A 23,062-nucleotide genomic window follows, 5' to 3' on the forward strand; every position below is an offset into this window, starting at 1 on the left:
CTGGACTCCACCACCGCGAGATCACGGTGGTCCAGGTAGGCGGCGGCGATGCTCGCGTTGTGGGCCCGGTACCAGTTCTGGGCCGTCGGTGCCGCGACGAACTCCAGCCACACCTTGACCGCCGGTGACGACAGTTCGCCCGTCATCCCGCCGGAGCGCGCCACGGCCTCGCAGCCGTCTCGGAGCAACCGGTCGTTCACGGCTCGCCACCAGCGGCTTCCCGGAGCATCCGCCTCCGGCGGGTTCAGCACCCCGCGCTCGACCTGCCACCGCATGAACGACACGGCGGCCCGCCGGAAGGGGAGATGACGGGGAGCTCGACCGAACGGCCCGAGGTAAGTACGCGCCAAGAGCGCCAACCGGTCCCCGGGGCAGTCGCGTACCGCCGCGACCTGTGCCGCCGCCCAGTGCGGGGCATCCCCGTCCGTCAAGGCGCCTCCCGAACCTGGCCTACGGCGAGTACGACCAGGTCCTCGGGCTGCGGAAAGGCCATCAGATACGCACCACGGTGATGGTTCGGCCGCTGGGGCTGGTCACGGTTTGGGAGCCAAGCTCGATGGCGACGCGTTTGCGTTCGGCAGGGCGCTGGTCGAAGATCACGAGGTGGCCGGTGGGGAGGCCGAGGCGTAGCAGGTAGCCGTCCAGCTGATTGATGCCGGCAGTTGTGGGATCGGGGTCGCCGGGGCGGTGGGTCTTGACCTCGAGGGCTTGGCGCTGGACGGTGGGTCTGCCCTCCGGCCCGACGTGGTTCCAGCGGATGAGCAGGTCGAGTGCACCGCGGCCGACGCCGTACTCCCGGTCGACGAAACCGCTGCCGTTGATGGCGCGGTCGAGGTAGCCGAGCAGGGTTACGTGCGGGGTCACCTCCTGGTAAGGCACGTCGCCTTGGAGAAGGTCCTCGCTGTTGTGCCAGAACCCGGTGAAACCCGCGAGCAGCCCGTCCAGGTCGAGGCGCCCATCGGGTAGCACGAACGATCGCGGCTGAGGCGCTCCGACGACGCCTTCGAAGAGGCCGTCAGCCAGAACTCGGGTGATCACGTTCCGGTAGATGGGGTTGGCGATCTCCACCGTCGAGGCGGTCCGTCGGACCAGTCCGAGGTCCACGGTGTAGGCGAGGTCGTCGGCGAACGGGTCGAATCGGACCTCCGCGCCGGCTAGGATGGGTTCGATGATCCGCCGTACGCGGGGGTCGCGAAGCTTGTCGAGCAGAGAGTCCACATGGGTCGCGCGCGCGACGATGATCCGCTCGGCCGCCTCGTCGACGTCGTCGGTAGTGATCGACGTCGACGTGTGGACCTTCATGCCGCTGACAATCTCGTAGGCAAGGGCATTGACCAGCCACGGCTGGCCCATCGTCAGTGCGTAGGCGTATTCCACGGCCTGAGGAGTGAACCGCTGACCGGTCTGGGTCGTGTGCTGGCCATAGAGCTTGTGGACCTCGTCGAGGGTGAAGTCACTCAGCCGCAGCGACGCCACCGTGATGTTGAACGGGCTCTGCGAGGTCGTGGTAGTCGGGTCACCGCCAGAGGCGATCTTGTAGTCACGGACGTCGCGTAGTCCGCAGAGCGCCACAGACGCCGGAAAGCCGACGGGTCTGTCGGCGAAGCCGTCGCGCAGTTGGCGAAGCACACTGAGCATCGTGCGCCCGCCCAGAGAGTCGATCTCATCGAGGAAGAGCACAAGCGGGCGTGGGCAAGTCTCCGCCCAGACGGCGAACGCGTCCGAGAGCAGCCCTTCCTCCCAGCTGTCCGGCCAGGGTGGTGGGCGCAGATCGACCGGCAGATTGGTTCGTGCCGTGCGGCGGGCGCCTGTCAGGATCGCCCGAGTGGCCGCGCCGATGTCATCCGGCCAGGGCTGGCCGGCCTCCATCGACAGCACCACCGCCGCATAACGACCACTCGCGGTCAACTCGGCCGCCAGCGCACGCAGCGCCGTCGTCTTGCCGGTCTGCCGCGGAGCATGCAGGACGAAGTACAGTTCACGCTCGACGAGATCAGGAACCTGCGGCAGCCGCGCCGACGCAGGGATCATGTAGTGCTTGCTCGGCACGCACGGCCCCGCCGTGTTGAACCAGCGAGTCACAGCACTCACGATCCTCCCCGCTACGCAGCGCTGATCCCGACTCTACGGAACCCGCGGTGAGCGCCGAACCGTCCTGGCCACCGGCCCGCTGGTCCAGTCATCACGGACCACCCGCTGGAAGCCACGGCGACGGCGAGCCTCTGACGGACCCAGCACCCTTGTTGATGTTACTTCTGCCCTCGGCGTCGCCTACCGCAAGGCGCTGCACGACCTCGGCTTCGCCGGTGACCTCAGCCTCGCCGGTGACCTCAGCCTCGCGGGAGACCCGCGCCTCGCCGCAGCCTAGGAATGCGCCGGTTAGGCCGTCATCGTCAGCGCAGTACGGGGGATGTGTTCGCGAGGTAGTCGCGGATGCGGATCCGGTGCGTCTCGTGCATGTGCAGGCCGGCGAGCTGGTCGAGCGCGAAGAAGCCGACCGCGGTCGACTCGTCGCTGACGGCCAGCTCCCCGCCGACGATGGCGCAGGCGCAGCAGATCGAGAACTGCTGGCGGATCTCGCCGTCGGGGTAGGCGAAGACGTGCCCCGGGTCCGAGTAGATGCCGACGATCCGCTCGATGACGACGTCGAATCCGGTCTCCTCGCGGACCTCCCGGATCACGCAGTCAGCGAACGTCTCCCCGATGTCCATCCCGCCGCCGGGCAGCGCCCACTCCCCGTTGTCGGCCCGCCGCTGCAGGAGGATCCGCCCGTCGGCGTCGGGGGCGACCGCGCAGCCCCCGACGACCAGCGCGTTCGCTCGCGGCGCGTTCGGGTCGTGGTAGTAGTCGATTCGCCTCACGCTCCCCATCCTCTGCCCACGGCGGGCCGGAAGGGCGAGGCGGGCCACGCGGGCCCGCCGAAGCGGGAGCGGAGCCCGCGTCAGGAGACGTCGTGCCGAGAGAGCCCGCGTCAGGAAAGGTCGGCGCGCAGCCGGTGCAGGCGCAGGGAGATGATCCGCCAGCGGCCGTCGGCGCCTCGGCGGTACTCCTCGTGGTAGTGCCCGTAGCCCTGGAGGGTGCGTGCCGGCTCGGTCCACTGGACGTAGTCGAACATCGCCCAGATGCCGTGGGCCGCGTCCGGCCCGGTGATCTCGATCTCCGGCATGTGCCCGTGGTGCGTCGTGACCGCGCCGGCGAGGGTTCCGCTGATCGCGGCGACGAACTCGTCGCGCCCGGTGAACGTCACGTCCGGGACGTCCTCGACCCAGACGGTCACGTCCTCGGTGAACACGTCCGCCCACTCGTCCCACTTCTTGGTGTCCAGCAGGCGGAAGTACCGCGCCTTCAGCTGCTTGATCTCCTCGACCGCGCCCAGCGTCTCGACGTCCACGCGTTCCGCCTCTCCCGCTTCCGCCCGCTATGCCCGCGGCGTCATCCCACCACAGCGACGGGCGGCGCGCGCCGGGCAGAACGCCTGGCGGTGCGGAAGGGCGGCGGCCTGGATCGCCGAGCGGCGTGCTCGGCTCGCCCGGTCCGCCGCCCCGCCGTCCTTCCGGGTCAGGGGTCCTGGGAGGTGTCGCCGGTCATCGGTGGGTCCTGGCCGCGCCGGTCAGGTCAGGGCGCCGGCTGGACCGTCGGGAGCTGGACCCGGACGTTGGTGGCGTAGGTCGTGCTGATGCCGTTGCTGGGCCGCGCGTACGGACCGGCGGATGACAGCAGTTCCAACCGGGGCCGATGGCCGGGGGTGAAGGTGTAGGCGTTTCCGCTGAGCTGGAAGGTCGCCGTGCCGGCCTGGTTCGCCGTCACCCGGTAGATGCCCTGGGTGACGAGAATTTCGTTTCCATTGGGGGCGACGTCCCACAGCCGGGCGTCCAGCTGGCCCTCTGGGCCGACGTGCTGAATGTTCACCGTCACCTGTGGCATGCCGGCCAGGGTGAACGCCTGTGCCCGCGTGGGCCCGGTGGCAATGATGGCGTTGGCGTGCGGGAAGGCCAGCGAGATGCGGCACGGGTTGGACTTCTGCAGAGCCTGGGAGAAAAGCGGGCCGAACTGTGACGAGTCGCCGCCCAGGATGCCGCCGAGGGTGGCCGGGTCCACCGTGCCGTTGATGAGGCCGGTGAGCACGTCACCCAGCGTTCCGGGCAGGATCCCCAGGACCGGGTCGCGGTCGCTCTCGCCGAAGAAGTTCACCCCGCTCGACGTCGTCGCCTGCAGTCCCGGCTGGGTGAAGGCGAGCGTCCCGGGATGCGCGGCGGCCCACGACGGGGCGGTGACGGGCGCCGGGGTGGCGGCGCCGGCGGGGCAGCTCATCGGTGAGAGGGCCACCGATCGCGGCGCCGGGCCGGCGCCGGTCCCGCGCAGCTTCGCGTCGAAGAACGCCGATCCCGCGTCGACCAGCCGGTCGACGATGTCGGCGCGGTTGCTGGCGCCCGGGTGGCCGGTGTCGCCCAGCTGCAGCGACACGTCCGCCGCGGGGCTCGCCGCCAGCGCCTGGTTGTAGAGGGCCAGGCCCTGCTGGGCGTTGAAGAGGTCGTCGGTCCAGCCGTTCTCCACCAGCAGGGGCGCGGGCACTCCCGGGATGGCCGTCGTGCCCTTGTACCGCAGCGCCCGGACAAGGCCCTGCACGTCGGTTCCGGTGTAGGGCTCTCCCCGCAGGAAGGCCTTGTACCAGGTGGTCAGGTCGGCGTCGGCATCGGCGCCGGCCGGTGCGATCTGCCCGAACAGTCCGGTGACCAGGTACAGGAAGGTCGTGTAGGACAGCTTGGGTATGCCCACGGGCGAGGTGTCCGTCGCATAGTTCGGCGGCGTCGTGTCGGTGGCCCGGCCGTTCGGGACCAGAGCGTTGGCGAGATCCGCCCATCCCCAGCGGGGGTACGACGCGGCGACGCTCAGGGGGGTGCCGTTCGGGCTGGTCCAGGGAGCGAACGTTCCGTCGGGCAGCGCGATCCGGTTCCTGAGAAAGGCCAGCTGCGCCGAGGTGCCGCCGCCGTAGGAGACCCCGGTCACGCCCACCGCCGCCGGGTTGGCGATTCCCTCGTCGACGAGCTTTCCTACGAGATGCTGGACGTCCCGGGCCTCGTAACGGACGTCGTCGAGGTGCACCCATCCTTGCGCGCAGCCGGGAGTTGTCTTGGTCTGGGCGCCGCAGGAACCTCCGAAACCGCGCGCGGTCGGCGTCACCACGGCGTAGCCACGCTTGGCGTAGTAGTTCGTGTTGTAGTGGTAGGTCAGCGCCTGCGATCCCTCGGGTGACGTGTCCTCGAATGCCGTCTTGTCCTCGCCGAGACCGTGCAGCAGGACGATTGTCGGAAACGGCCCGGATCCGGTCGCGGGTAGTGTGACGTCGACGTCCAGTGGTGTGCCGTCCCACGAGGCCACCCGCTGGTCGATGCCCGTCGTGGCGCAGAAACGCACGCCGTTCTGATCGGCGCATGAATGCCCGAACGGCGAGACGGCGGCTCGCGCCGTGGCGGCGTCGACTACGACCATGCCGCCCGCGAGCGCGGTCGCCATCCCGACCGCGCATAAGCTTTGTCTGAATCTACGGCTCATGAAGTTCCTCCTCGTGACGGAAGCTGGCCAGGCGCGCGAAGGTACCCGAGTCGCAATTTCTTTTCACCCCGGGCGGCGCCCATGGTGTCATCACCACCGGGCGCGGGCGCCCATGTACCCGTTCGAAGAGAATTGGTCTCTTACTCGCCTGCTCAGGCGGTCCAGAACACGGCTGGCGCCTTGGGCTGGGTGGCACGAGAAGCCTGTGAATGCCGGCGTGTCGACGATGAGAAATTCCGCGGGGGCGGGCGCGTGGACAATCCTTGCACGCCCCGCCCGTGATGTCCTCGGCGAGGAAGTACGAAGTTACGCGGGTGTTACTGGACCCGCGGTCCGAGGCCGGCGGCCCGGTCGGGGGGCGGCCAGGGCGGCGACAGCGACGGCGAGATCGCGGCGCCGGTCCGGGCGAGGATGAAGGCCATCCGCAGCACGAAGGCGTCGCGCCCGCGGCGGGGGTCGCGGCCGGTCAGGCTGATCACCTTCTCCAGCCGGTAACGCAGGGTGTTGACGTGGACCGGGAGGCTGCGTGCGGCGGCGTCCGGCGAGCCGTCATGAGCGAGCAGCGCGTCGACCGTCTCCACCAGCCCCCGCCCCGCCGCGAGCAGCGGGCTGTAGTACTCGGCCACCAGTTGGCGCGCGGCTTGGCGGTCTCCGCAGAGAACCCGTTCCGGTAACAGGTCATCGACCCCGACGACCCGGCCTGACGTCCGTTGGCCGACGACCGCCCGCAGCCCGAAAAGGACGGCGGCCGCGGCTGGGCGCGCGGCGACAACGGATTCGACCGGGTTGCTGACGACGAGGGTGTCGATCAGTGCCGCTTCGCCTGGCGCCGCGGTGCGAACCATTTCGTCCAGCGCGGCGAGCACACCGTCCTGGCCGCCCCCCATCGCCGCGGGCGCGATCAGCAGGACGGCCGACCCGCGCCGGGCGGCGCACGCCGGGGCGCCGTGCGCGTCCATGATCCGAAGCATCGCGCGCAGCACGGCCTCGGTGGAATCGACGGGCGGGACAGCCCCCGCGATACGGACCGGGACGCCCAGCGGGAAAACGCCGCCGGCCCGGTCCGTGATCTCCCGCTCGTCGCCCTCGAGCAGCGCGTCGACCAACAGCTTCTGGCGTTGGTCGCCGTCGCGGGCGCGATGTTGCGCGACCCGCGCGTAGACCGACGCCGCGGCGAAAGCGGCCTCGCGGCCGTATCGTTCGAGATCTCCTCGGAGCAGGGCGGCCGATGGCTCGCCCATGACGTCGTCGACGGCCGTGAGAACGGTCTCGACCGTCAGCCGGATGAGTTCGACGACCTGCCCCAGCGACAGCTGCTGCAGTACTCCCCTGGGGGCGTCCGAGAAGATTCCCCGCAGCGCCGGAGAACGCGGTTCCGTGATGTCCTCCGCCATCACCTTGAGCTCGTTCATCACCACTATCTTGATCCACGACTTGGTCCGCGCCGGCAGGCCGCGGAACCACGGCATCTCGCTGAACGCGTCGAGGGCGGCATCCGAGAGACTGTCGATCGATCGCCGGAGGCTCTCCAGCGCCTTGGCCTGGTCGGCCTGGTCGGCCAGGCCGGCCTGGTCTGCTGCCGTCCGCACCAGCGTCACCTCCACGGCGAGAGCGCCTCGGGCCGCCACAGATCCCGGATGGCCCGGATCCGAATGGCCGGGATCTGAGTGTGCCTGATCAACGCCCTCCGGGCTGCCAGACCGACCAGGATCTCCAGCCGGTCGGACCGTGAGAGGCCAGATGTGTCTCGGAGGGCCGTTGAGGCGCCGCGGGATGACGGGTCCGGACGCTGGCTGGCGCCCGAGAGGTAAACGCCGCCGCGCCCGCCGACGAACGGGCGGGCGGGCGGGCGCGGCGATGCTCGGCACCACGCGGCCAGCCCTGCCTGACCGCGCGGCACGCCCGGGACCTGGCAGCGCGGCACGCCTCGGACAACCGGGAAGGCGTCCGCGCCGGGCATGGCCCGCTACGGCGTGTGAGCATGGCCGCGGGCCTAGTGTGTCCGCGGACGATGCACATCCGGCGGCGCCGACCTCGACGGGCGGGACGGCGGGAGGGGACGAACATGCGGGTTCTGACCCGGATCCTGCGCAGCTACACGGTCCAACCGCTGTCGGCGCGGCGCGCGATGCGGGTCATGGTCGTCGCCACGACGCTGACAGTGCTCGCCGGCGGCATCGTCATCCGGATCGTCGACCCACGAAGCTTCCCGAACGTCGGGATCGGTATGTGGTGGGCCCTGCAGACCGTGACCACGGTGGGATACGGGGACGTGGTGCCGACGACAGCTGTAGGTCGGTTCATCGGATCGATGATCATGCTCGAGTCGATCGCCTTCCTCGCCATCGTGACCGCATGGGTGACGTCCAGCTTCGTCCGGCGCGCCCAAGCCGACCGGGGGCAGGCCGACGGGTCTGTTCGTCCCCCGGCCACCGAGGATCCACGCGGCCCGGGCGTCGACGCGCTGCTGCCCGCGATCGACGCCCGACTGCGCCGGATCGAAGCCGCCCTCGATGCGGGCACCGACGGACCTCCGCCGGCCGCCTAGCGTCGCGGACGAGTCCCGGCGCCGCACCGCCGCACCGCCGCGCCGCCGCACCGCCGCGCCGCCACACCACGGCCGCCTCAGGGCTCCAGGACCACGGTTCCCGTCGCGGCCGGTCGGTCCGTCGCGGCCGGGTCCGGTGCGCAGACCACGTCGTAGGTCCCAGCGGTGGCGGGCATTCTCATCGTGTCGCCACCACCCGGCTCGATCGGTCCAGTGAAGATCGCCACCGAGCCCCCGCGGGACAAACTGAAACGGCACGCCACGTCGCCGTTGTTCACGACCCTCACCCATTCCTCGACCTGGAAGGTCGACGGCGTCGAGCGGACGGTGGTTCCTTCGATCGTGAGCGTCCCGGGAGGGTTCGGCGGTGGTGAGTAGTACCCCGGCGGCGGCGAGTACAGGGGAACGCTCGTGCTGACGGCCGGCCTCGGTGACACCGGGACGGGCGGCTGCGACGTGTCCTGCCGCGGCGAGTTGGGCGTGCCATCGCGGGTCGGGGAAAGTGTCGGAGCCGGCGTCGTCGGAATCGACGACGCGGAGGGCGTCGGGGCCGTGGACGCGGCCGGAGCAGGTGTCCCGGTCGGGGAGCTCGACATCGCCGGGACCGTGACAAGGTCGTCCCTGCCATCCGTGCCACGGATCCCGGTCCCGGCCACGACGACGGTCACCGTCGCCGCGGCGATGGCTCCGACGACACCGGCGCCGGCACCGATCACGGACGTCCGGCGCCGGCGCAGCGCCGCCGAACGCCCGGCGACCCGGTCCAGCAGGTCGGGGGTCGGTCCCGCCAGCTCCGCCAGTTCCTTCAGGCGCTGCTCGACCACGACCTCCTCGCGGTCAGGAGCCAGGCGGTCAGCCATGGGAATCGTTCCTCTGCGTCCGGGGATGCGGCGGCGTCGGGCGGCTGGCCGGGCCTTCTGGCGCCGGCGGCCGCGGGGAGGGTCGCGGAGACGGTCGCTGGTCGTCGACAGCGACGCGCAGCTGCGCCAGCCCCCGGGAGGTCAGGCTCTTGACGGTGCCGATCCGGCAGCCCATCGCGGCCGCCGTCTCGGCCTCGGAGAACTGCAGATAGTGGCGCAGGACCACGGCGCAGCGCTGCCGGGCCGGCAGCCGCGCCAGTACCCGGGACAGCTGGTCCAGGCTCTCGGTACGGGCGAACGCGTCAGGGCCCGGCCGGTCCGGCAGCCGGGCGGTCGGCCGTTCCCGCGCCAGCACCTTCCACCCCGTCCGACGATGGGTGTTGACCATCACGCGGTAGACGTAGGCGTCCGGCTCGCCCCTGGCGGCGACCCGACGCCACACCAGCAGAACCCGCGCGAGGGTTTCCTGGACCAGGTCCTCCGCGGCCGCGCGGCGTCCCGTCAGGACGAACGCGGTACGGAACAGGACGTCGGACCTCGCCCGGACGAACGCCTCAAACGAGTCGCCGGCCGGTGTCCCCGATGGGCCGGTCTCCGTCAGGCCACCCGCCGGCCACGTCGCGTCGTCGGCGGTTCCCTGAGGTCTGGTCGACTTCACACCCATATCAGGCGTCCAGCGGCCAGGAGGTTCCGCGCCGATGCCCAACGCTCGCCCAACCGGGTACCGCGCCATGCGGCCGCCACGCGTCGGGCGGGAGCACCGTCAGCTCCCCGCGTTGAGACAGCCGCTTCAGACCGGTAGTCCGGCCTCAAGATGGCCGAGTGCCTGGTCGATGAGGGCGGGCAGGTCCGCGGCGGGGTTCTCGGCGAGGGCGGGCAGGGTGGCGAGCATGGCGCCGATGGCGCTGCCGGCGACGGTGCGCACGGCGAGGTCGTCCTTCGGGCGTCCCGTCCGCTCGGCGACCGCGTCGGCGAGCAGGAGCATCGCCTGGGAGATCTGGTCCAGCATGGCGGCGCGCAGCGGGCGCTCGGCGAGGATGAGCGAGGTGCGCTCCTGTATCGCCTGCCTCTGGTCCGGGGCGAGCGCGTCGAACTGCTGGCGGATCGCGGCGCGGATCGCCTGGATGGGCGTCAGATCCGCGGGCTGTTTCTGGAACGCCTCGACGATCAGGGGGTCGAGGTCGTCTTGGAGGACGACGTCCTCCTTCGTGCGGAAGTAGCGGAAGAAGGTCGTCTCGGAGACCTCCGCGGCGTCGATGATCTGTTCGATGGTGGTGGCCTGGTAGCCCTGTTCGTGGAACAGCCGCAGGGCATGGGTCTGGATGGTGGCCCGGGTCCTGGCTTTCTTGCGTTCTCGCAGGCCGGGCGTGGCCCGGTCAGTGGGCGGCGGCATCGGCGGTCCCCTCCTCGATCGGCTGGCCGGATTCCGTTCTACGGGATCGCCTGCCGGGCAGGAGGGCCAGGGCCGCGAACGCTCCGAGCGTGGCGATCGCGGCCGACGCCAGGAACGCGGCGCTCATGCCGTCGACGAACGCCGCCCGGACCGCCTGTTCCAGTCCGGGCGCTCCGGCTGCCCGCGCGGCGGCCGTGCCGTCGTAGAGGCTCCGGCGCGCGGGCGCGGCCATCGCCGCCGGCAGCGCGGCGCTGTCGAGCCTGGCTTGGTAGACCGCGACGAGGACACTGCCGGTGATCGCCGTGCCGAGCGGGCCGCTCGTCTTGTTGAACGCCTGCACGACGGCGGACTCGGTGCCGCTGCGTTCGGCCGACAGTCCGGCCAGCGCCGCCGCGGTCGACGCGGACAGGGCCAGTCCTGTTCCCGCGCCGACCAGTGCCGTCCAACCGGCCGTGAACGCGAGGCCGGAGGTGGGCGCGGCGGTGGCTCCCACGGCGAGACCACCGGCCAGGAGCACGAATCCCAGCGCTACCACCGACCGCGCGGTGACCGCCGGCGCGAGCCGGCCGGCGAGCCCGGCGCCGACGACCATGCCCGCGATGAGCGGGAGCAGGCGCAGGCCGCTGCCGAGCGTGCCGGTTCCCTGTACCCCCTGGAAGTACTGGGGCATCGTGAACAGCACGCCGATCATCGCCAGGCCCGCGACCGCGGCGAGCGCCGATCCCCACAGGAACGGGCCCGGCCGCAGAAGCCGCGGGTCGACCAGCGGCCGGCCGGTGGGCAGCCGGCCGAGCCGGTGCTCCCACCAGACGAACCCGGCCACCACCGCGACTCCGGCAGCCGTCGACAGCACCGCGTCCGGGCTGCCCCAGCCGCGCTCCCCGGCGCGCACCAGACCGTAGATCACCAGCGCCAGCCCGGACGCCGACGCCGCCGTGCCGACCGGGTCCAGGCCTGGGCGTTCCGCCGACCGGGACTCCGGAATCAGGATGAAGCCGATCACCGCGGCGAGCACGACGACCGGCACGTTGAGCAGGAACACCCAGCCCCACCAGAACCGCGACAGCATCCAGCCGCCGAGGATCGGTCCGAGCGGCAGGGCGAGGAAGGTCGCGGCCTGGTAGATCCCCACCGCCTTCGGGCGTTCCTCCTCGTCGAACAGGACGATCAGGGCCGACAGCGCCATCACCGTGATACCGGCGCCGGCCAGGCCCTGCAGCAACCGCCCCGCCAGGAACGCGCCGACCGATCCCGCGAAGGCGCAGAGAACGGAGCCGAGCGCGAACACGGCCAGGGACGCGAGCAGGACGCCACGGCGGCCGAAACGGTCGCCCGCCAGACCGACGGGCAGCACCGCCGCCGCTAGCACGAGCAGATAGCCGGCGGAGAACCAGACCAGGTCCGACTGCGACGCGTCGAGCGCCGTCGACAGCGTCGGCTGGGCCACCGACAGGACCGTCCCGTCCAGCCCGACGGCGAGCACGCTCAGGTTGACCGCTCCCAACGCCCACCACCGCCGCGTCCCCGATCCCCGCATACGACAGCCTCCCCCTAATAGGTGTTACCTCCAAAAGAAGGTAACACCCATTTATGCGGACGGGAGCAGGCGAGCGGTCGCTGGGCTGAAAGACCGCGCCAAGCGCGCCGCAAGGGCGGTGGGCCGGCCCCAAGTGGTGTCCAAGCGCCGGACGACATGGTGGCCACGTCCCGCCTCGGGTTTGCCCAGGTCATCACCGTTTCAGGGAGTCACCATGTCGACGCTCGCCCCCGACACCTCGTCCCTCGACGTGCCGCTCGCCGCCCTCGCCGGGAAGATCCGCGGCCAGGTCCTGCTGCCCGGCAACGACGCCTACCTGGCGGCCGCGACCCCGTGGAACGTGGCGGTGCCCGCCGCACCGGTGGCCGTCGTCGCGGTCGCCGACGCCACCGACGTCGTCGCGGCGGTCCGCTTCGCGGACGCCCACGACCTCGACGTCGTGGTGCAGGCCACCGGGCACGGGGCGCTCGCCCACACCCGCCCGAGCCTGCTGGTGCACACCGGCGGCCTCGACGAGATCACCATCGACCCGGTGCGGCGGCTGGCGCGGGTCGGCGCCGGGGTGCGCTGGCAGCAGGTGCTCGACGCCGCCGCCGTGCACGGCCTCGGCGCGCTCGCCGGCTCCGCCCCGCACGTGGGCGTCGTCGGCTACCTCACCGGCGGTGGCCTGTCGCCGGTGGCTCGAAGCTTCGGCTACGGCAGCGACCTGGTGACGGCGTTCGACGTCGTCACCGGCGACGGCGTGGCGCGCCGGGCCACCGCGACCGAGAACCCGGCGCTGTTCTGGGGGCTGCGCGGCGGCAAGGGCGCGCTGGGCGTCGTCACCGCCGTGGAGTTCGAGCTACTGGACGTCCAGGAGATCTACGGCGGCTGCCTCTTCTTCGACGGCGCGGACGCCGACCGGGTCCTGTCGGCGTGGAAGACCTGGTCGGCGGACCTGCCGGAGCAGGCGTCGACGTCGATCGCCGTGCTCCGGCTGCCGCCGATGCCGGCGGTGCCGCCCGCGCTGGCCGGCCGGTGCACCGTCGCCGTCCGGTTCGCCTGGGTCGGCGACCCGGCCGACGGTGAGCGGGTGATCGACCCGATCCGCGGCCTGGCACCGGTGATCTTCGGGGGTGTCGACGTCCTGCCGTTCCCGGCGCTCGGCATGATCCACGCCGATCCGGTCGACCCGATGCCGGTCCACGAGCAGGCGGTGCTGCTGCGGGAGCTGCCCGACACGGCGGTGCGTGCCCTGCTCACGCTGACCGGCCCCGAGGCCGACTGTCCCCAGGTCATCGTCGAGCTGCGGCTGCTCGGCGGGGCGCTGGCCCGCGAGCCCCGCCAGCCGAGCGCCGTCTGCCACCGCGACGCGGCCTACTCGCTGCTGACGATCGGCATCGCGGCGCCACCGCTGGCCGCGGCGACGGCCGGCCACGCCACCGAGGTGATGGCCGCGATGGAGCCGTGGTCCGGCGGCCTCGGCGCGCCGAACTTCGGCGCGACCACCGACCCGGCGCTGGTCGCGCGCAAGTACGACGCGGCCGCCCTGTCCCGGCTCGCCACGCTGACCGCCAGCTACGACCCGAACGGCCGGATCGCGGCGGCGCACCCGGTACGCGCGGCCGCCGCCGCCCGCGCCCGGTCCTGACCACGCAGACGGCCGGCCGTCGCCCAGGCCGGCTGTCTCGGCCGGCCGTCGCCCGCTCAGCTCCCGCCGCGACTCCGCCGGTCCGCCGGAGCAGCCCGGGCACCGGCTGAAAGTGGCTCGGGCCAGGCCGCGAGGTGGTGCGTTGTCGGCGGTTTCTAGAACGGGTAGCGACTGTCGGTCATGGGTCGACTGCTCGGCATGTTGCGTGCCATGGGCTGGATGTCGGGTGCCGTGTCGGTTGGGTTGGTGCTCCAGGTGCGGTGGTGGGCTGTCGAGTTTCCAGCCCGCTTCGTGGTCAAGGACTACATTTGTGGCTCTGCGCAGACGACTGTGACCTGCGGGTTCGCCGCTGTCGGACGTTCAGCCGAGCCGATGCGTGCGGCGCAGACCGCATCGCACTGCCTGTCCGGGCTGTCCGCCGCGACGACGCGACAGCTGCGCGATCCAGATCGTGAGTATGGCTGGGACGAGACCCGGACGGCCGACGCAGCCTTTCGATGGCCCGCGCATCCGAGGCCGCTGACTGCTACTTTCCTCGCCCAACGCGGCGGCTCTGGTGCGACGAGGACCAGGACTGGCGCGCGGACCATGAGGACCCGCGCGCGGTCATCGAGATTGCGCTCGGCACGCGCGCCGCGCACTGATCACCGCCCACCGGACGCCCGCCCGACGCCCGCCCGCCCGCATCGCGGCCCCACGATCGGCGTGCTGGACACTCATTCCTGCGGTTGGGGCGGATGGGAAGGCGTGATGACATGAGCGGCGCGACGGCATCCGGGGCGGGAAGCCCGGTAGGTTATCTGTGGATTCCGGCGGTCGACCTGTCCGCCGCCGCCTCGTTCTACCGGGACGTGTTCGGCTGGGAGGTCGACGAGCCTGGCCAGGGCGCGGGCGCGGTCGGCTTCCGCGCGCCGGGCCTCATCGGCCAGCTCACCACCGAGCTACCGGTCGGACCCGGCGGCCCGTTGCTGTGGCTCATGGCCGACGACCTCTACAAGGCTACAAGGCGCTGCGCCTGGTCGAGCTGCGTGGCGGCCGGGTCCTCGGGCAGCCGCGGCGGCAGGGCGGCGCCCGCTACCTCGTCCAGGTCAGCGATCCGGCCGGCAACCGGCTGGGCATCGCGGTGCCGGTCGGGCCGCCGCGGCCGCAGCCGCTGGTCGTCGCGCGCGACGTCGAGGAGTCCAGCCGTTGGTACCAGGAGCTGCTCGGCCTGCGCTCCGACCACGGAGGCAAGGACTACGAGAGGCTCGTCACCGCCGACGGCACCCTCGTCCTGCAACTGCACCGCAGGGACGTCGAGCACGGCCACGGCCAGCTCGCCGACCCGGACCAGCCGGTCGGCAACGGCGCGGTGCTGTGGTTCGGCGACGTCGCCGACTTCGAGGGCGCCGTCGAACGGGCCGCGCGGCTCGGCGCGACGGTGGTGCACCCACCCATGCGCAATCCGCCCAGCGGCGAGGGCAACGGCCCGGCGCACCGCGAGATCTGGCTGAAGGACCCCGACGGCTACACCGTCGTGATCGCCAGCCCGGACGGCGAGGACCACGAGCCAGGCTGACCGCCCATGCCGGGCCCACACCGCCACGCCCGCAACTCCGTAACCCCGCGTCGACGGCTCCGCAACGCCAAAACCCCTGGCCAGCGTCACTTGATCTCAGACCGAGCAATCCAACAGTCAGCGAACGGGTGGTCGTCCGATCCCGGGTGACGGCTTGAGCGCTCGTCTGCGGAACTGCACGAAATGCAACCCTCAAGGGTGTTTGGCGGAATGGTGGTGACGCCAGAGCGGACCGAGGTTGTCGAGTTTGGTTCGAGGTGGAGGCCGCGGGCGCAGTCCAGGCTTCCTCGGCGTCACCAATCGGGAATCCGCTGGGTAGAGACGAGTCTTCAGAGCCGGAGCCGCCTCGTGCCGACCGACCATCTCGGCGTCGCGCACCGCGAGCCGCGAGTCGGCGGGCTCCTCTGACCGCGCAGCGCGTCGAGCGCTAGGCCGCGTACGTCCCGCCTGTCGGCCAGGTCTCCCGCTCCCGCTGCAAGCGCAGGATCTTCGTGAGCGCCGCCGCGTACGTCCGGTCCACCGTCCCGTCCGCCGGAGTGCCCTCCCGAGTGGATTTCTCGATCACCAGCAGCCGGTCCAGCTCCGGATGGCCGAACCGATACTCCACCCGAGCGCTGTCCTCGCGGGTTTTCTGGAAGTCGACCAGGATCGCCATCGCTGCTGTGCCGTCCGTAATCTGTACGTACCCATGCGTAGGGTACCGTCTCCTGAATGAGCGGCGACGAAGGCGCGGTTTCCCCAGCCTGCCCCGTGTGCGGGCGGACGGATGCCTACCCGGTCACCCATGGTCTTCGCTCCGACCGAAGCATGGGCCTGCAGGAGGACGGAACCTGGGCGAGCGGATCATGTTTCGGCGGACCGGAACAGTGGCGGTGCCGCGGCTGTCGYTGCGAATGGCCGACCAGGGGCTTCCGGTTCCACCTCTTCGTCGACGTCCGCGCCTGGGACCATGAGACGGCGCAGGACACTCTTGCCCGCATGCTCTACGCCAGAACTCCTGTCGAGGATGTGGACGTCGATCCCGTTGAAATCGGCGATGCCGTCGGGTATGTCGGGGTGGACGACGAGGGATTCCCGCGGTGGTCGTGGGACTGAGTGGGCCCTCCGCTCTGGGGCGAACCTCCGCACTGACCGGGCGGAGCGGGCAGCGCAACGCCGACCGACGGCCTTCGGCCTAACATGAATCTTCGTTGGTGTTAGAAGGGGCACGGATTTTCTTCGGACGGCTGCCTTCCGTCGTTGGCCCTGTTCGCGGTCGCGGTCGCGGTCACGCGGACGGCGGTCTTGTGCTTCCTGCTTTCGGTGGGAAATGGACCCTCTTCCTCGTTCGTATTGGTGTCGACCTGGTATGTCCGGCCGGCGGGACTCGTCCAGATGAAGAGGCCTGGTTCGGGCTGGTTTAGCGTCCAACCACCGCGATGCTTCATGACGTGGTGGCGGCGGCAGAGCAGGCCGAGGTTGTCCAGCGCGGTGCGACCGCCATGGGCCCAGGCCACTGTGTGGTCGAGGTCGCAGGCCGCGGCCGGGGTCGCGCATCCCGGGTAGACGCAGCGGGTGTCGCGGCGACGGACTAGGCGGGCCAGCGCCGGGGTCGGTATACGCCGGTGTCCCAGGTCCAGCACGGTGTCGGTCTCGGGGTCGGTCAGGACCCGGCGCCAGCGCGCGTCCGCTGCCAGCGCCCGGCCGACCTGGGCCGGGATCGGCCCGTAGCCGACCAGCTCGGCCGGGTTGTCGTCGAGCCCGGCCAGGGTGCCGACTGGGGCGATCACCTGGAGCTCGACCGTGACCCGTTCGCGCCGGTTCCCGAGGAGCAGGGCGGTCAGGACGTCGGCCCGCCGGGCGCCGATCGGGCGCCTGTCGCCGTCGCTGTGGGCGTCGTTCCTGGCGATCCGGTCGACCAGATCGAAGACCGCCCGTGCGTCCTCGGCGGGCAGGGTCGCCGACAGCAGCGCCATGCCGTCCTCGGCCGGCTCGATCGACACCTCCCGCCGCGTCTTCGCCTCCGCACGGCGCCGGGCGGCCGCGGCAGGGTCGAGCCGGCCGATCATCCGATGGATCTTGCGTCGCCACTGGGTGGGTGAGCTCAACCGGCTCCCGGCGAGCATCTGAGCCTCCACCACCGCCCGCTGCCCACCGGACAGGACATGAGTGAGCGCGTGCAGCGCACGCAACCGAGTCAGATCCAGATCACCGACCGTCAGCGCGTCCAGAGCGGCTGGAAGACGGTGGGCGAGGTCCCAGGCCTGGTCCAACCGGCCGGTCACCGTCCGCGGCGACTGCCCCAGCTCAGCCGCCAGCTCATCACCCAGATACGGCGAGAACGGCTCATCGTCCTCACCATCCAGACACCCCCCGACCACCGGCCGCAGCTCCGCCAACCGCACCTGCGCCCGGATCGTCAACCCCTCCAACCGCGACCCCAACCGCGCGAGCCCCACCACCAGCTCAAACGCCTCCGCCTCCGCACACGCCGCCAGACCCGCCAGCAGCTCATCGAAGACCCCACCTACCGCCACCAGCCGCGCCAGAAGCCCATCGGCAGCCTCGGGTCCCTCAGCGACAGGCCCATCGGCGGCCGACCCGTCAACGGCGAGACCGTCGGTGGCAGGCCCATCGACGGCGCATTCGTAGACGGTCGGCCCGACGATGTCAGCAGGGCACCTCTTGCCCGGGACTTCCGCCGAACCCGCGGCGCCCGCCGCCGGCCCCTTTCCTGCCCGCCGCGCCTGCGCGCAGGAATGTGGCGACGGACGTCGCGATGCCGCCCGCGGGACCGACCGGCAATGCCCGGAACCCACCGAGGCAGTCGCGACAGCGCCCGCAAGGGCGGTCGAAGAGCTCTGGGACAACGACACGGCGCCACCACCCGAACCGCCGACGCGCATTTCGAACATGCGTTCACGATAACCCGGAGCGTGAAATAAGACAACCTGCCATCAGTTCCGCTTCACCCATAACAGGGGTCCCGGAATGCAGCCCTGTTACACCCACCATAAATCTCCCAAGAGACCGGATGGGGAGCCCCACCAAGAGTCAGCAACCGATATTCTATAACGTGCATGAAAGCACGCCACTTGGCCGCCGGACGCATGATGAAGATGATTTCCCGCCAGGATCCGTCGCAGCGAGATACGACGCCACACGGCGTCCAGCATCAGACCGGAGGCCATGGCCCGCCATGCCCGCCACCGACGTCCCGGCCGCGACAACCCGCGATCAGCGTCGACATCCACGCCGGGTGGCGAGCGCCGACGCCTGCCCGGCGCAGCCCGACGCCAGCCCGAAGTGGCCTACCGGTCCACGGCGTCGACCCGCCCCAGGCAACGATCACCCAACCCCGCAAGCCGGGTCGTTCGGCCAATGACCCAGGCCGGGTTGTGACCGTCGACGGGCTGAAGCACGCTTCGCTTGATCTTGATCCAGAGTCGATGCTCCACCCCGGCCACGTACGAGGGTGCTCCTGTCACAAACAGCCTTCTACGGCGACATACAGGCCTAAGACGTTAGCAGGCAGTGCTCCGTTCGATGCTGGAGGCGCTCGTGCGGCCGAGCTGGGTCGAGCAGGTCACCGCCGCCGCGCAGACCCTGGTACCGCCCGACCGCCGAGATCGGCCGCGACCGCGACCGGTTGCGCAGGCACGCCGCGTAGACGACGGCGTGTACGCCGTCTCGACGGCCCGGGGCCCGATCGGTGTCGACACCATGATCGACCTGCACCTCGCGCCCCGGGAACCGGACGCATCGGATCGGATGGCGTACCGGGTGACCGCGGTAGAGGAGGGGCGAAGCGAACTGCGTGTGCGCGTCGCTCCGCACGCGCCGCACACCGGTCTGTGGTTGTGGGGAACCGCGAGGGCCGCGGGTTACCTCGAGCGCAACCTCGTCGAGTGCTGGAAGAATCTGGGCGACCCTGGACTCGCCAGCCAGATAGTTGACGGCATTCTTACTCCAATACTGTCAACGGTGAACCGGGCCCCCGGCCTGTCCAGCGACCAGGCGCGCGCCTACCACGCCTGTACGACCAGCGGTGAACCGATGGTCTGGGGGCCTCCGGGCACGGGTAAGACAACCGTGCTCGCGAGAGCCATCGACGCCCTTCTCACTCGAGGAAAACGGGTGCTGCTGGTCTCCGCGACGAACATCGCCGTCGACAACGCACTGCTCGGCGTCGTCGTGGCACGCGACCCGCCGGCCGGAGAACTGGTCAGAGTGGGCCCGCCCGCCCTCGCCAGGATCGCTCAGGCGGGAGGGCGCCCTCGGCGCAGCCACCGCTGGCGGCGGCGCCTTGGCGCAGCGCCAACCCGGCCATCTCACCGACCCCGGACCAGACCCACCCCCCGCCATCCGGCCTCACCCGGGATCGGCGCGGGAGGGCGCCCTCGGCGCCCGACACGGGGCGAGCGCGTCCAGCGCCTCGCCCCGGCATCATGAGAGGCGTGCCGCTCTATCGCCTGTTCGGCCCGGTCGAGGTGGTCCGCGAGGGGCGGCCGGTCGCGCTGGGCGGGCCCAAGCCGCGCGCCGTGCTCGCGGCGCTGCTGCTCGACGCCGGCCGGGTCGTCTCCGTCGACCGTCTGGCCGACGCCGTCTGGGGCGACGAACACCCGCCGAGCATGCTGTCCAGCCTGCACGCCCATATCTCCAACCTGCGCCGGCTGCTGCGGGACGACGAGCGGGCGACGTCGCCGATCGTGCGCCGCAACCCCGGCTATGTCGCGGACGTCGCCGCCGACGAGATCGACCTGCGGCTGTTCGAGCGGGAATGCGACCGGGCGCGCGCCGCCGCCGATGCCGGTGACTGGCCGGCGACCGTCGAGGCCGCCGAACGCGCCGCTGCGCTGCGGCGGCGGGGACCGCTGCTCGCCGAGTTCGCGGACGAGCCGTGGGTGCTGTCGGCGTCGGCGTCGTTCGACGAGCGGTGGGCGCAGTGCGAGCAGCACGCGGTCATGGGCCTGCTCGGCGTCGGCCGGGTCACCGCCGCGGTCTCACGGTCCCGCGAGCTGCTGGTCGCCACGCCGCTCACCGAGCGGGCGTGCTGGCTGCGCATGGTCACCCTTTATCGAGCCGGCCGGGCCGCGGAGGCGCTCGACGTGTTTCGCGAGCATGCCCGGCGGATGGACGAGGAGCTGGGCCTGGACGTCGGCCCGGCCCTGCGCCAGCTGCAGGGCGCGATCCTGCGCCAGGATGGCACGCTCGACGCGTGGCCCGCAGCCCTGGCGTCGGCGGGGCCCGCCACCGGCGGGCTCGCCGTCGCCGTCGCCGGCGCCACCGCTGCCGCTGCCACCACCGCGGCCGGAACCAGCAGCAACGCCGCGACCAGGGGCAGCTCCGCTGGCCGCGCACAACCGGCGCCCGTCGACGACGATCTCGTCGGCCGGGGCCGGGAGGTGGCCGCGCTGGAGTCGGTGCTCGCGGAGGCGGTCGCCGGCGCCGGCCGCTGGGTGGTCCTCACCGGCCCGGCGGGTATCGGCAAGAGCCGGCTCGCCGAGGAGGCCGCGGGCAGTTGGCAACGGGCCGGCGGCGTCGTCTCGCGCACCGGATGCCCCGACGACGTGGTGCCGCCGTGGTGGCCGCTGCGCCAGCTGCTGCGTGACCTCGGCGCCGACCCGGACGACCTGCTGACCCCGCCGGCCGGTGTCGACGCCGACGCGGCCCGGTTCGTCGTCTACGACCGGGTGGCCGGCGCGCTGGCCGACGCCGCCGCCGCCCGGCCGCTGATGGTGGTGGCCGAGGACGTGCACTGGGCGGATCCGGCGTCGCTGCGGCTGCTCACCCATCTCGCGGGCGCGGCGGCGTTCCCCGGCCTCGCCGTCGTCGCCACCGCCCGGGACGTCTCCGGGAACCCCGAGCTCGACCGGCTGCTCGCCGCCGTGTCCCGCCGGCACGGCTCCCGGCGCCTGGCCGTCCCGCCGCTCACCGAAGCCGAGGTGACCGAGCTCGCCGGCCGGGTCAGCGGGCAGGCCATCGACGCCGCCGAGGCGGCCGAGCTCGCCGACCGCACCGGCGGCAACCCGTTCTTCGTCTGCGAGTACGCCCGGCTGCCCGCCGAGGAACGGGCCAGCGGCCAGGTGCCGGTGGCCGTGCGCTCGGTGCTCGGCCAGCGGCTCGCCGGGCTCGACCTGGCCGTGACGCAGGTGCTCCGGGCCGCGGCGGTCATCGGCGACACCCTCGACATCGACCTGCTCGGACGGGTCACCCGGCTCGACCGCGACGAGCTCGCCGACCTGCTGGACGAGGCGGCGGACGAACATGTCATCGTCCAGGCCGCCGGAACCGGGCGGTACATGTTCGCGCACGCCCTGCTGCGGGACGAGGTCGTGGCTGGCATCTCCGGCCTGCGCCGCCAGCGGCTGCACCTGCGGGTCGCCGAGGCGCTCGGCCCGACCGGCGGCGGCGAGGCGCTCCCCCGGCGGGCGGCGCATCTCGTCGCGGCCTGGCCGCTCGCCGACGCCGCCGACGTGTTCGACGCCTGCCGGGCGGCGGCGCTCGACGCGGAGCGCCGGTGGTACTCCGAGGCGGCGGCGCACTGGTGGGGGCAGGCGCTCGACGCGCTCGACCAGACCACCGGCGATCCCGGTGTCGACAGGGACGAGGTTGTCGTCGCCAGGGTGACGGCGCTCGCGAGGGCCGGCCGCGGGCAGACCCTGCTCGACGTGGTCGACGCGGGCCTGCTCGACGCGGTGCGCCGCGGCCGGCTCGACTCGGCGGGCAGGCTCGCCGCCGCGCTGCTGCGCACCAGCGGTTCGTGGCCGTGGGCTGTCTACGGCGACGACCCGGCGCCGTTGCTGGCCCGCCTCGCCGGCCTGGAGACGCTGGTCACCGCCGACCCGGTCGCGCGCGTCCGGGTACTGGCCGCACTCGCCGTCGGCAGCTGCTACGACCCGGACGGCTCGGTGCCCGACCTGCTCAGCCGGCGGGCGATCGACCTCGCGGAGCGGACCGGGGACGACGAGGCGCTGGCCGACGCCCTGCTCGGCCGGGCGCTGGCGTTCTCCGGGATCGCCGAGCGGGCCACCGAGTCCCTCGGCCTGCTCGCCCGGCTCGCCGCCGTGCCGCACGCCAGCGCCCAGATCGACGAGGTGATCACGCACGGCCTGCGGTACCTGGCGAAGACGGCGCTGGGCGACCCGACGGCGGCCGACCACGTCCGGCTCGGCGCCCTCGGCAGCGACCTGCTGCGGCTGCCGGCGAGCCGGGTGCAGTTCCGGTGGGCGCAGGGCTCACTCGCCCTGTGGCGCGACGACGACCTGACCGCCGCGGAGGCGACCTACCGGCACGCCTTCGAGCTGCACCGCGAGACCGAGCTGTACCAGAGCGGCGTGTACCAGGTGGCCATGCTGAGCCTCCGCTTCGAGCAGGGCCAGCTTGGCGAGCCGGCGGAGACGCCGCCGATCAGCATGTCCGCGCCGTGGACGGCGACGCTGACCGCGATCGCCCGGGGCGGACCCGGCACCGACGAGCTGATCGCCGCGGAGATCGCCCGGTTCGAGCCGGTCACCTGGGCCACCCACGGCCGGCTGGCCGTGCTCGCGCACGCGGTCGCCGACCGCGGGCTACGGGAACACGTCGAGACGCTGACGGCCCGGTTGGCTCCGGTCGCGCACTGCGTCGCCAACATTGGGCAGTGCGGCATGGTGGGCCCCGTCGCGCTCGGCCTCGCCCGGCTCGCCGCCCTGGCCGACGACCTGCCGGCGGCACGGGCCCACCTGGGCTCCGCCACGGAGCTGGCCATCCGAACGCAGGGCGCCGGTGCGCTGCTGCGCTGCCGGCTGTTCGCCGCCCAGCTCGCCGCGCGGACCGGCGAGCCCGTCGACGACGCGGAACTTCGCGACGTGGCCGAACGAGCGGCCAGGCGCGGCATGACCGGTGTCGCCCGGGACGCCCAGGCGCTCGTCACCCAGCTCACCGCCGCGCCCTGACCGCGCGCCGTTTCCATGACTACCGCTGCCGGCTCGGACTACCGCTGCTGGCTTGCCGCCTCGGCCT

General features: G+C 72.1%; 17 protein-coding genes and 1 pseudogene. 6 read left to right on the forward strand and 12 right to left on the reverse strand.

The window, feature by feature from the left end; genetic code table 11:
• The 6 genes and pseudogenes from BCD48_RS09385 to BCD48_RS09410 all read right to left on the reverse strand — a co-directional run.
• A pseudogene (locus BCD48_RS09385) lies at positions 1-431 on the reverse strand (hypothetical protein); the annotation flags it as partial.
• 61 nt (positions 432-492) lie between these two features.
• Positions 493-2,091, reverse strand: a complete 1,599-nt coding sequence (locus tag BCD48_RS09390) for an ATP-binding protein (protein WP_241841611.1) — start codon at positions 2,089-2,091, stop codon at positions 493-495.
• A 302-nt stretch (positions 2,092-2,393) separates the two neighbouring features.
• Positions 2,394-2,861, reverse strand: coding sequence for an NUDIX domain-containing protein (locus BCD48_RS09395; RefSeq protein ID WP_083418379.1), 468 nt, complete (start codon positions 2,859-2,861; stop codon positions 2,394-2,396).
• A gap of 110 nt (positions 2,862-2,971) precedes the next feature.
• Positions 2,972-3,391, reverse strand: a complete 420-nt coding sequence (locus tag BCD48_RS09400) for a nuclear transport factor 2 family protein (RefSeq protein WP_071047945.1) — start codon at positions 3,389-3,391, stop codon at positions 2,972-2,974.
• A gap of 224 nt (positions 3,392-3,615) precedes the next feature.
• Positions 3,616-5,553: a CocE/NonD family hydrolase gene (locus BCD48_RS09405; protein WP_083418380.1), complete on the reverse strand. Its 1,938-nt coding sequence runs from the start codon at positions 5,551-5,553 to the stop codon at positions 3,616-3,618.
• A gap of 317 nt (positions 5,554-5,870) precedes the next feature.
• On the reverse strand, positions 5,871-7,142 hold the full coding sequence (locus tag BCD48_RS09410; RefSeq protein WP_131803870.1) for a PucR family transcriptional regulator: 1,272 nt from the start codon (positions 7,140-7,142) through the stop codon (positions 5,871-5,873).
• A gap of 476 nt (positions 7,143-7,618) precedes the next feature.
• Here BCD48_RS09410 and BCD48_RS09415 point away from each other — a divergent pair, with 476 nt between their 5' ends.
• Positions 7,619-8,101: a potassium channel family protein gene (locus BCD48_RS09415; protein ID WP_071047948.1), complete on the forward strand. Its 483-nt coding sequence runs from the start codon at positions 7,619-7,621 to the stop codon at positions 8,099-8,101.
• 77 nt (positions 8,102-8,178) lie between these two features.
• Here the strand turns inward: BCD48_RS09415 and BCD48_RS09420 are convergent, their stop codons facing one another.
• From BCD48_RS09420 to BCD48_RS09435, 4 genes are all read right to left on the reverse strand, one after another.
• Positions 8,179-8,961, reverse strand: a complete 783-nt coding sequence (locus tag BCD48_RS09420) for a hypothetical protein (protein WP_071047950.1) — start codon at positions 8,959-8,961, stop codon at positions 8,179-8,181.
• Complete coding sequence (locus tag BCD48_RS09425) at positions 8,954-9,625, reverse strand: SigE family RNA polymerase sigma factor (protein ID WP_083418381.1); 672 nt, start codon at positions 9,623-9,625, stop codon at positions 8,954-8,956. The genes BCD48_RS09420 and BCD48_RS09425 overlap by 8 nt, the downstream gene beginning before the upstream one ends.
• Positions 9,626-9,751: 126 nt before the next feature.
• Positions 9,752-10,354 carry an acyl-CoA-like ligand-binding transcription factor gene (locus BCD48_RS09430; RefSeq protein WP_071047951.1) on the reverse strand — a complete coding sequence of 201 codons (603 nt, stop codon included), beginning with the start codon at positions 10,352-10,354 and terminating at the stop codon, positions 9,752-9,754.
• Positions 10,338-11,891, reverse strand: coding sequence for an MFS transporter (locus tag BCD48_RS09435; protein WP_071047952.1), 1,554 nt, complete (start codon positions 11,889-11,891; stop codon positions 10,338-10,340). Before BCD48_RS09435 ends, BCD48_RS09430 begins: the two co-directional genes overlap by 17 nt.
• Before the next feature lie 214 nt (positions 11,892-12,105).
• Here BCD48_RS09435 and BCD48_RS09440 point away from each other — a divergent pair, with 214 nt between their 5' ends.
• Positions 12,106-13,521, forward strand: a complete 1,416-nt coding sequence (locus BCD48_RS09440) for an FAD-binding oxidoreductase (protein WP_071047953.1) — start codon at positions 12,106-12,108, stop codon at positions 13,519-13,521.
• A gap of 970 nt (positions 13,522-14,491) precedes the next feature.
• A complete protein-coding gene (locus BCD48_RS45780; RefSeq protein ID WP_241841612.1) occupies positions 14,492-15,079 on the forward strand; it encodes a VOC family protein in 588 nt (195 codons plus the stop codon).
• A 427-nt stretch (positions 15,080-15,506) separates the two neighbouring features.
• Here the strand turns inward: BCD48_RS45780 and BCD48_RS09450 are convergent, their stop codons facing one another.
• Entirely contained in the window at positions 15,507-15,734 is a 228-nt protein-coding gene (locus BCD48_RS09450; protein ID WP_071047955.1) for a hypothetical protein, read from the reverse strand.
• Positions 15,735-15,886: 152 nt separating this feature from the next.
• Here BCD48_RS09450 and BCD48_RS09455 point away from each other — a divergent pair, with 152 nt between their 5' ends.
• Positions 15,887-16,174: a hypothetical protein gene (locus BCD48_RS09455; RefSeq protein WP_131803872.1), complete on the forward strand. Its 288-nt coding sequence runs from the start codon at positions 15,887-15,889 to the stop codon at positions 16,172-16,174.
• A 101-nt stretch (positions 16,175-16,275) separates the two neighbouring features.
• Here the strand turns inward: BCD48_RS09455 and BCD48_RS09460 are convergent, their stop codons facing one another.
• On the reverse strand, positions 16,276-17,595 hold the full coding sequence (locus BCD48_RS09460; protein WP_071047958.1) for an HNH endonuclease signature motif containing protein: 1,320 nt from the start codon (positions 17,593-17,595) through the stop codon (positions 16,276-16,278).
• Between the two features lie 997 nt (positions 17,596-18,592).
• Between BCD48_RS09460 and BCD48_RS09465 the strand changes: the two genes are divergently transcribed.
• Both BCD48_RS09465 and BCD48_RS09470 read left to right on the forward strand, forming a co-directional pair.
• Positions 18,593-19,510: an AAA domain-containing protein gene (locus tag BCD48_RS09465; RefSeq protein ID WP_071047960.1), complete on the forward strand. Its 918-nt coding sequence runs from the start codon at positions 18,593-18,595 to the stop codon at positions 19,508-19,510.
• Positions 19,507-22,995: a BTAD domain-containing putative transcriptional regulator gene (locus BCD48_RS09470; protein WP_083418382.1), complete on the forward strand. Its 3,489-nt coding sequence runs from the start codon at positions 19,507-19,509 to the stop codon at positions 22,993-22,995. The genes BCD48_RS09465 and BCD48_RS09470 overlap by 4 nt, the downstream gene beginning before the upstream one ends.
• The last annotated feature ends 67 nt before the right edge of the window (positions 22,996-23,062 follow it).

This window comes from Pseudofrankia coriaricola, assembly GCF_001854805.1.
Lineage (GTDB): Bacteria > Actinomycetota > Actinomycetes > Frankiales > Frankiaceae > Pseudofrankia.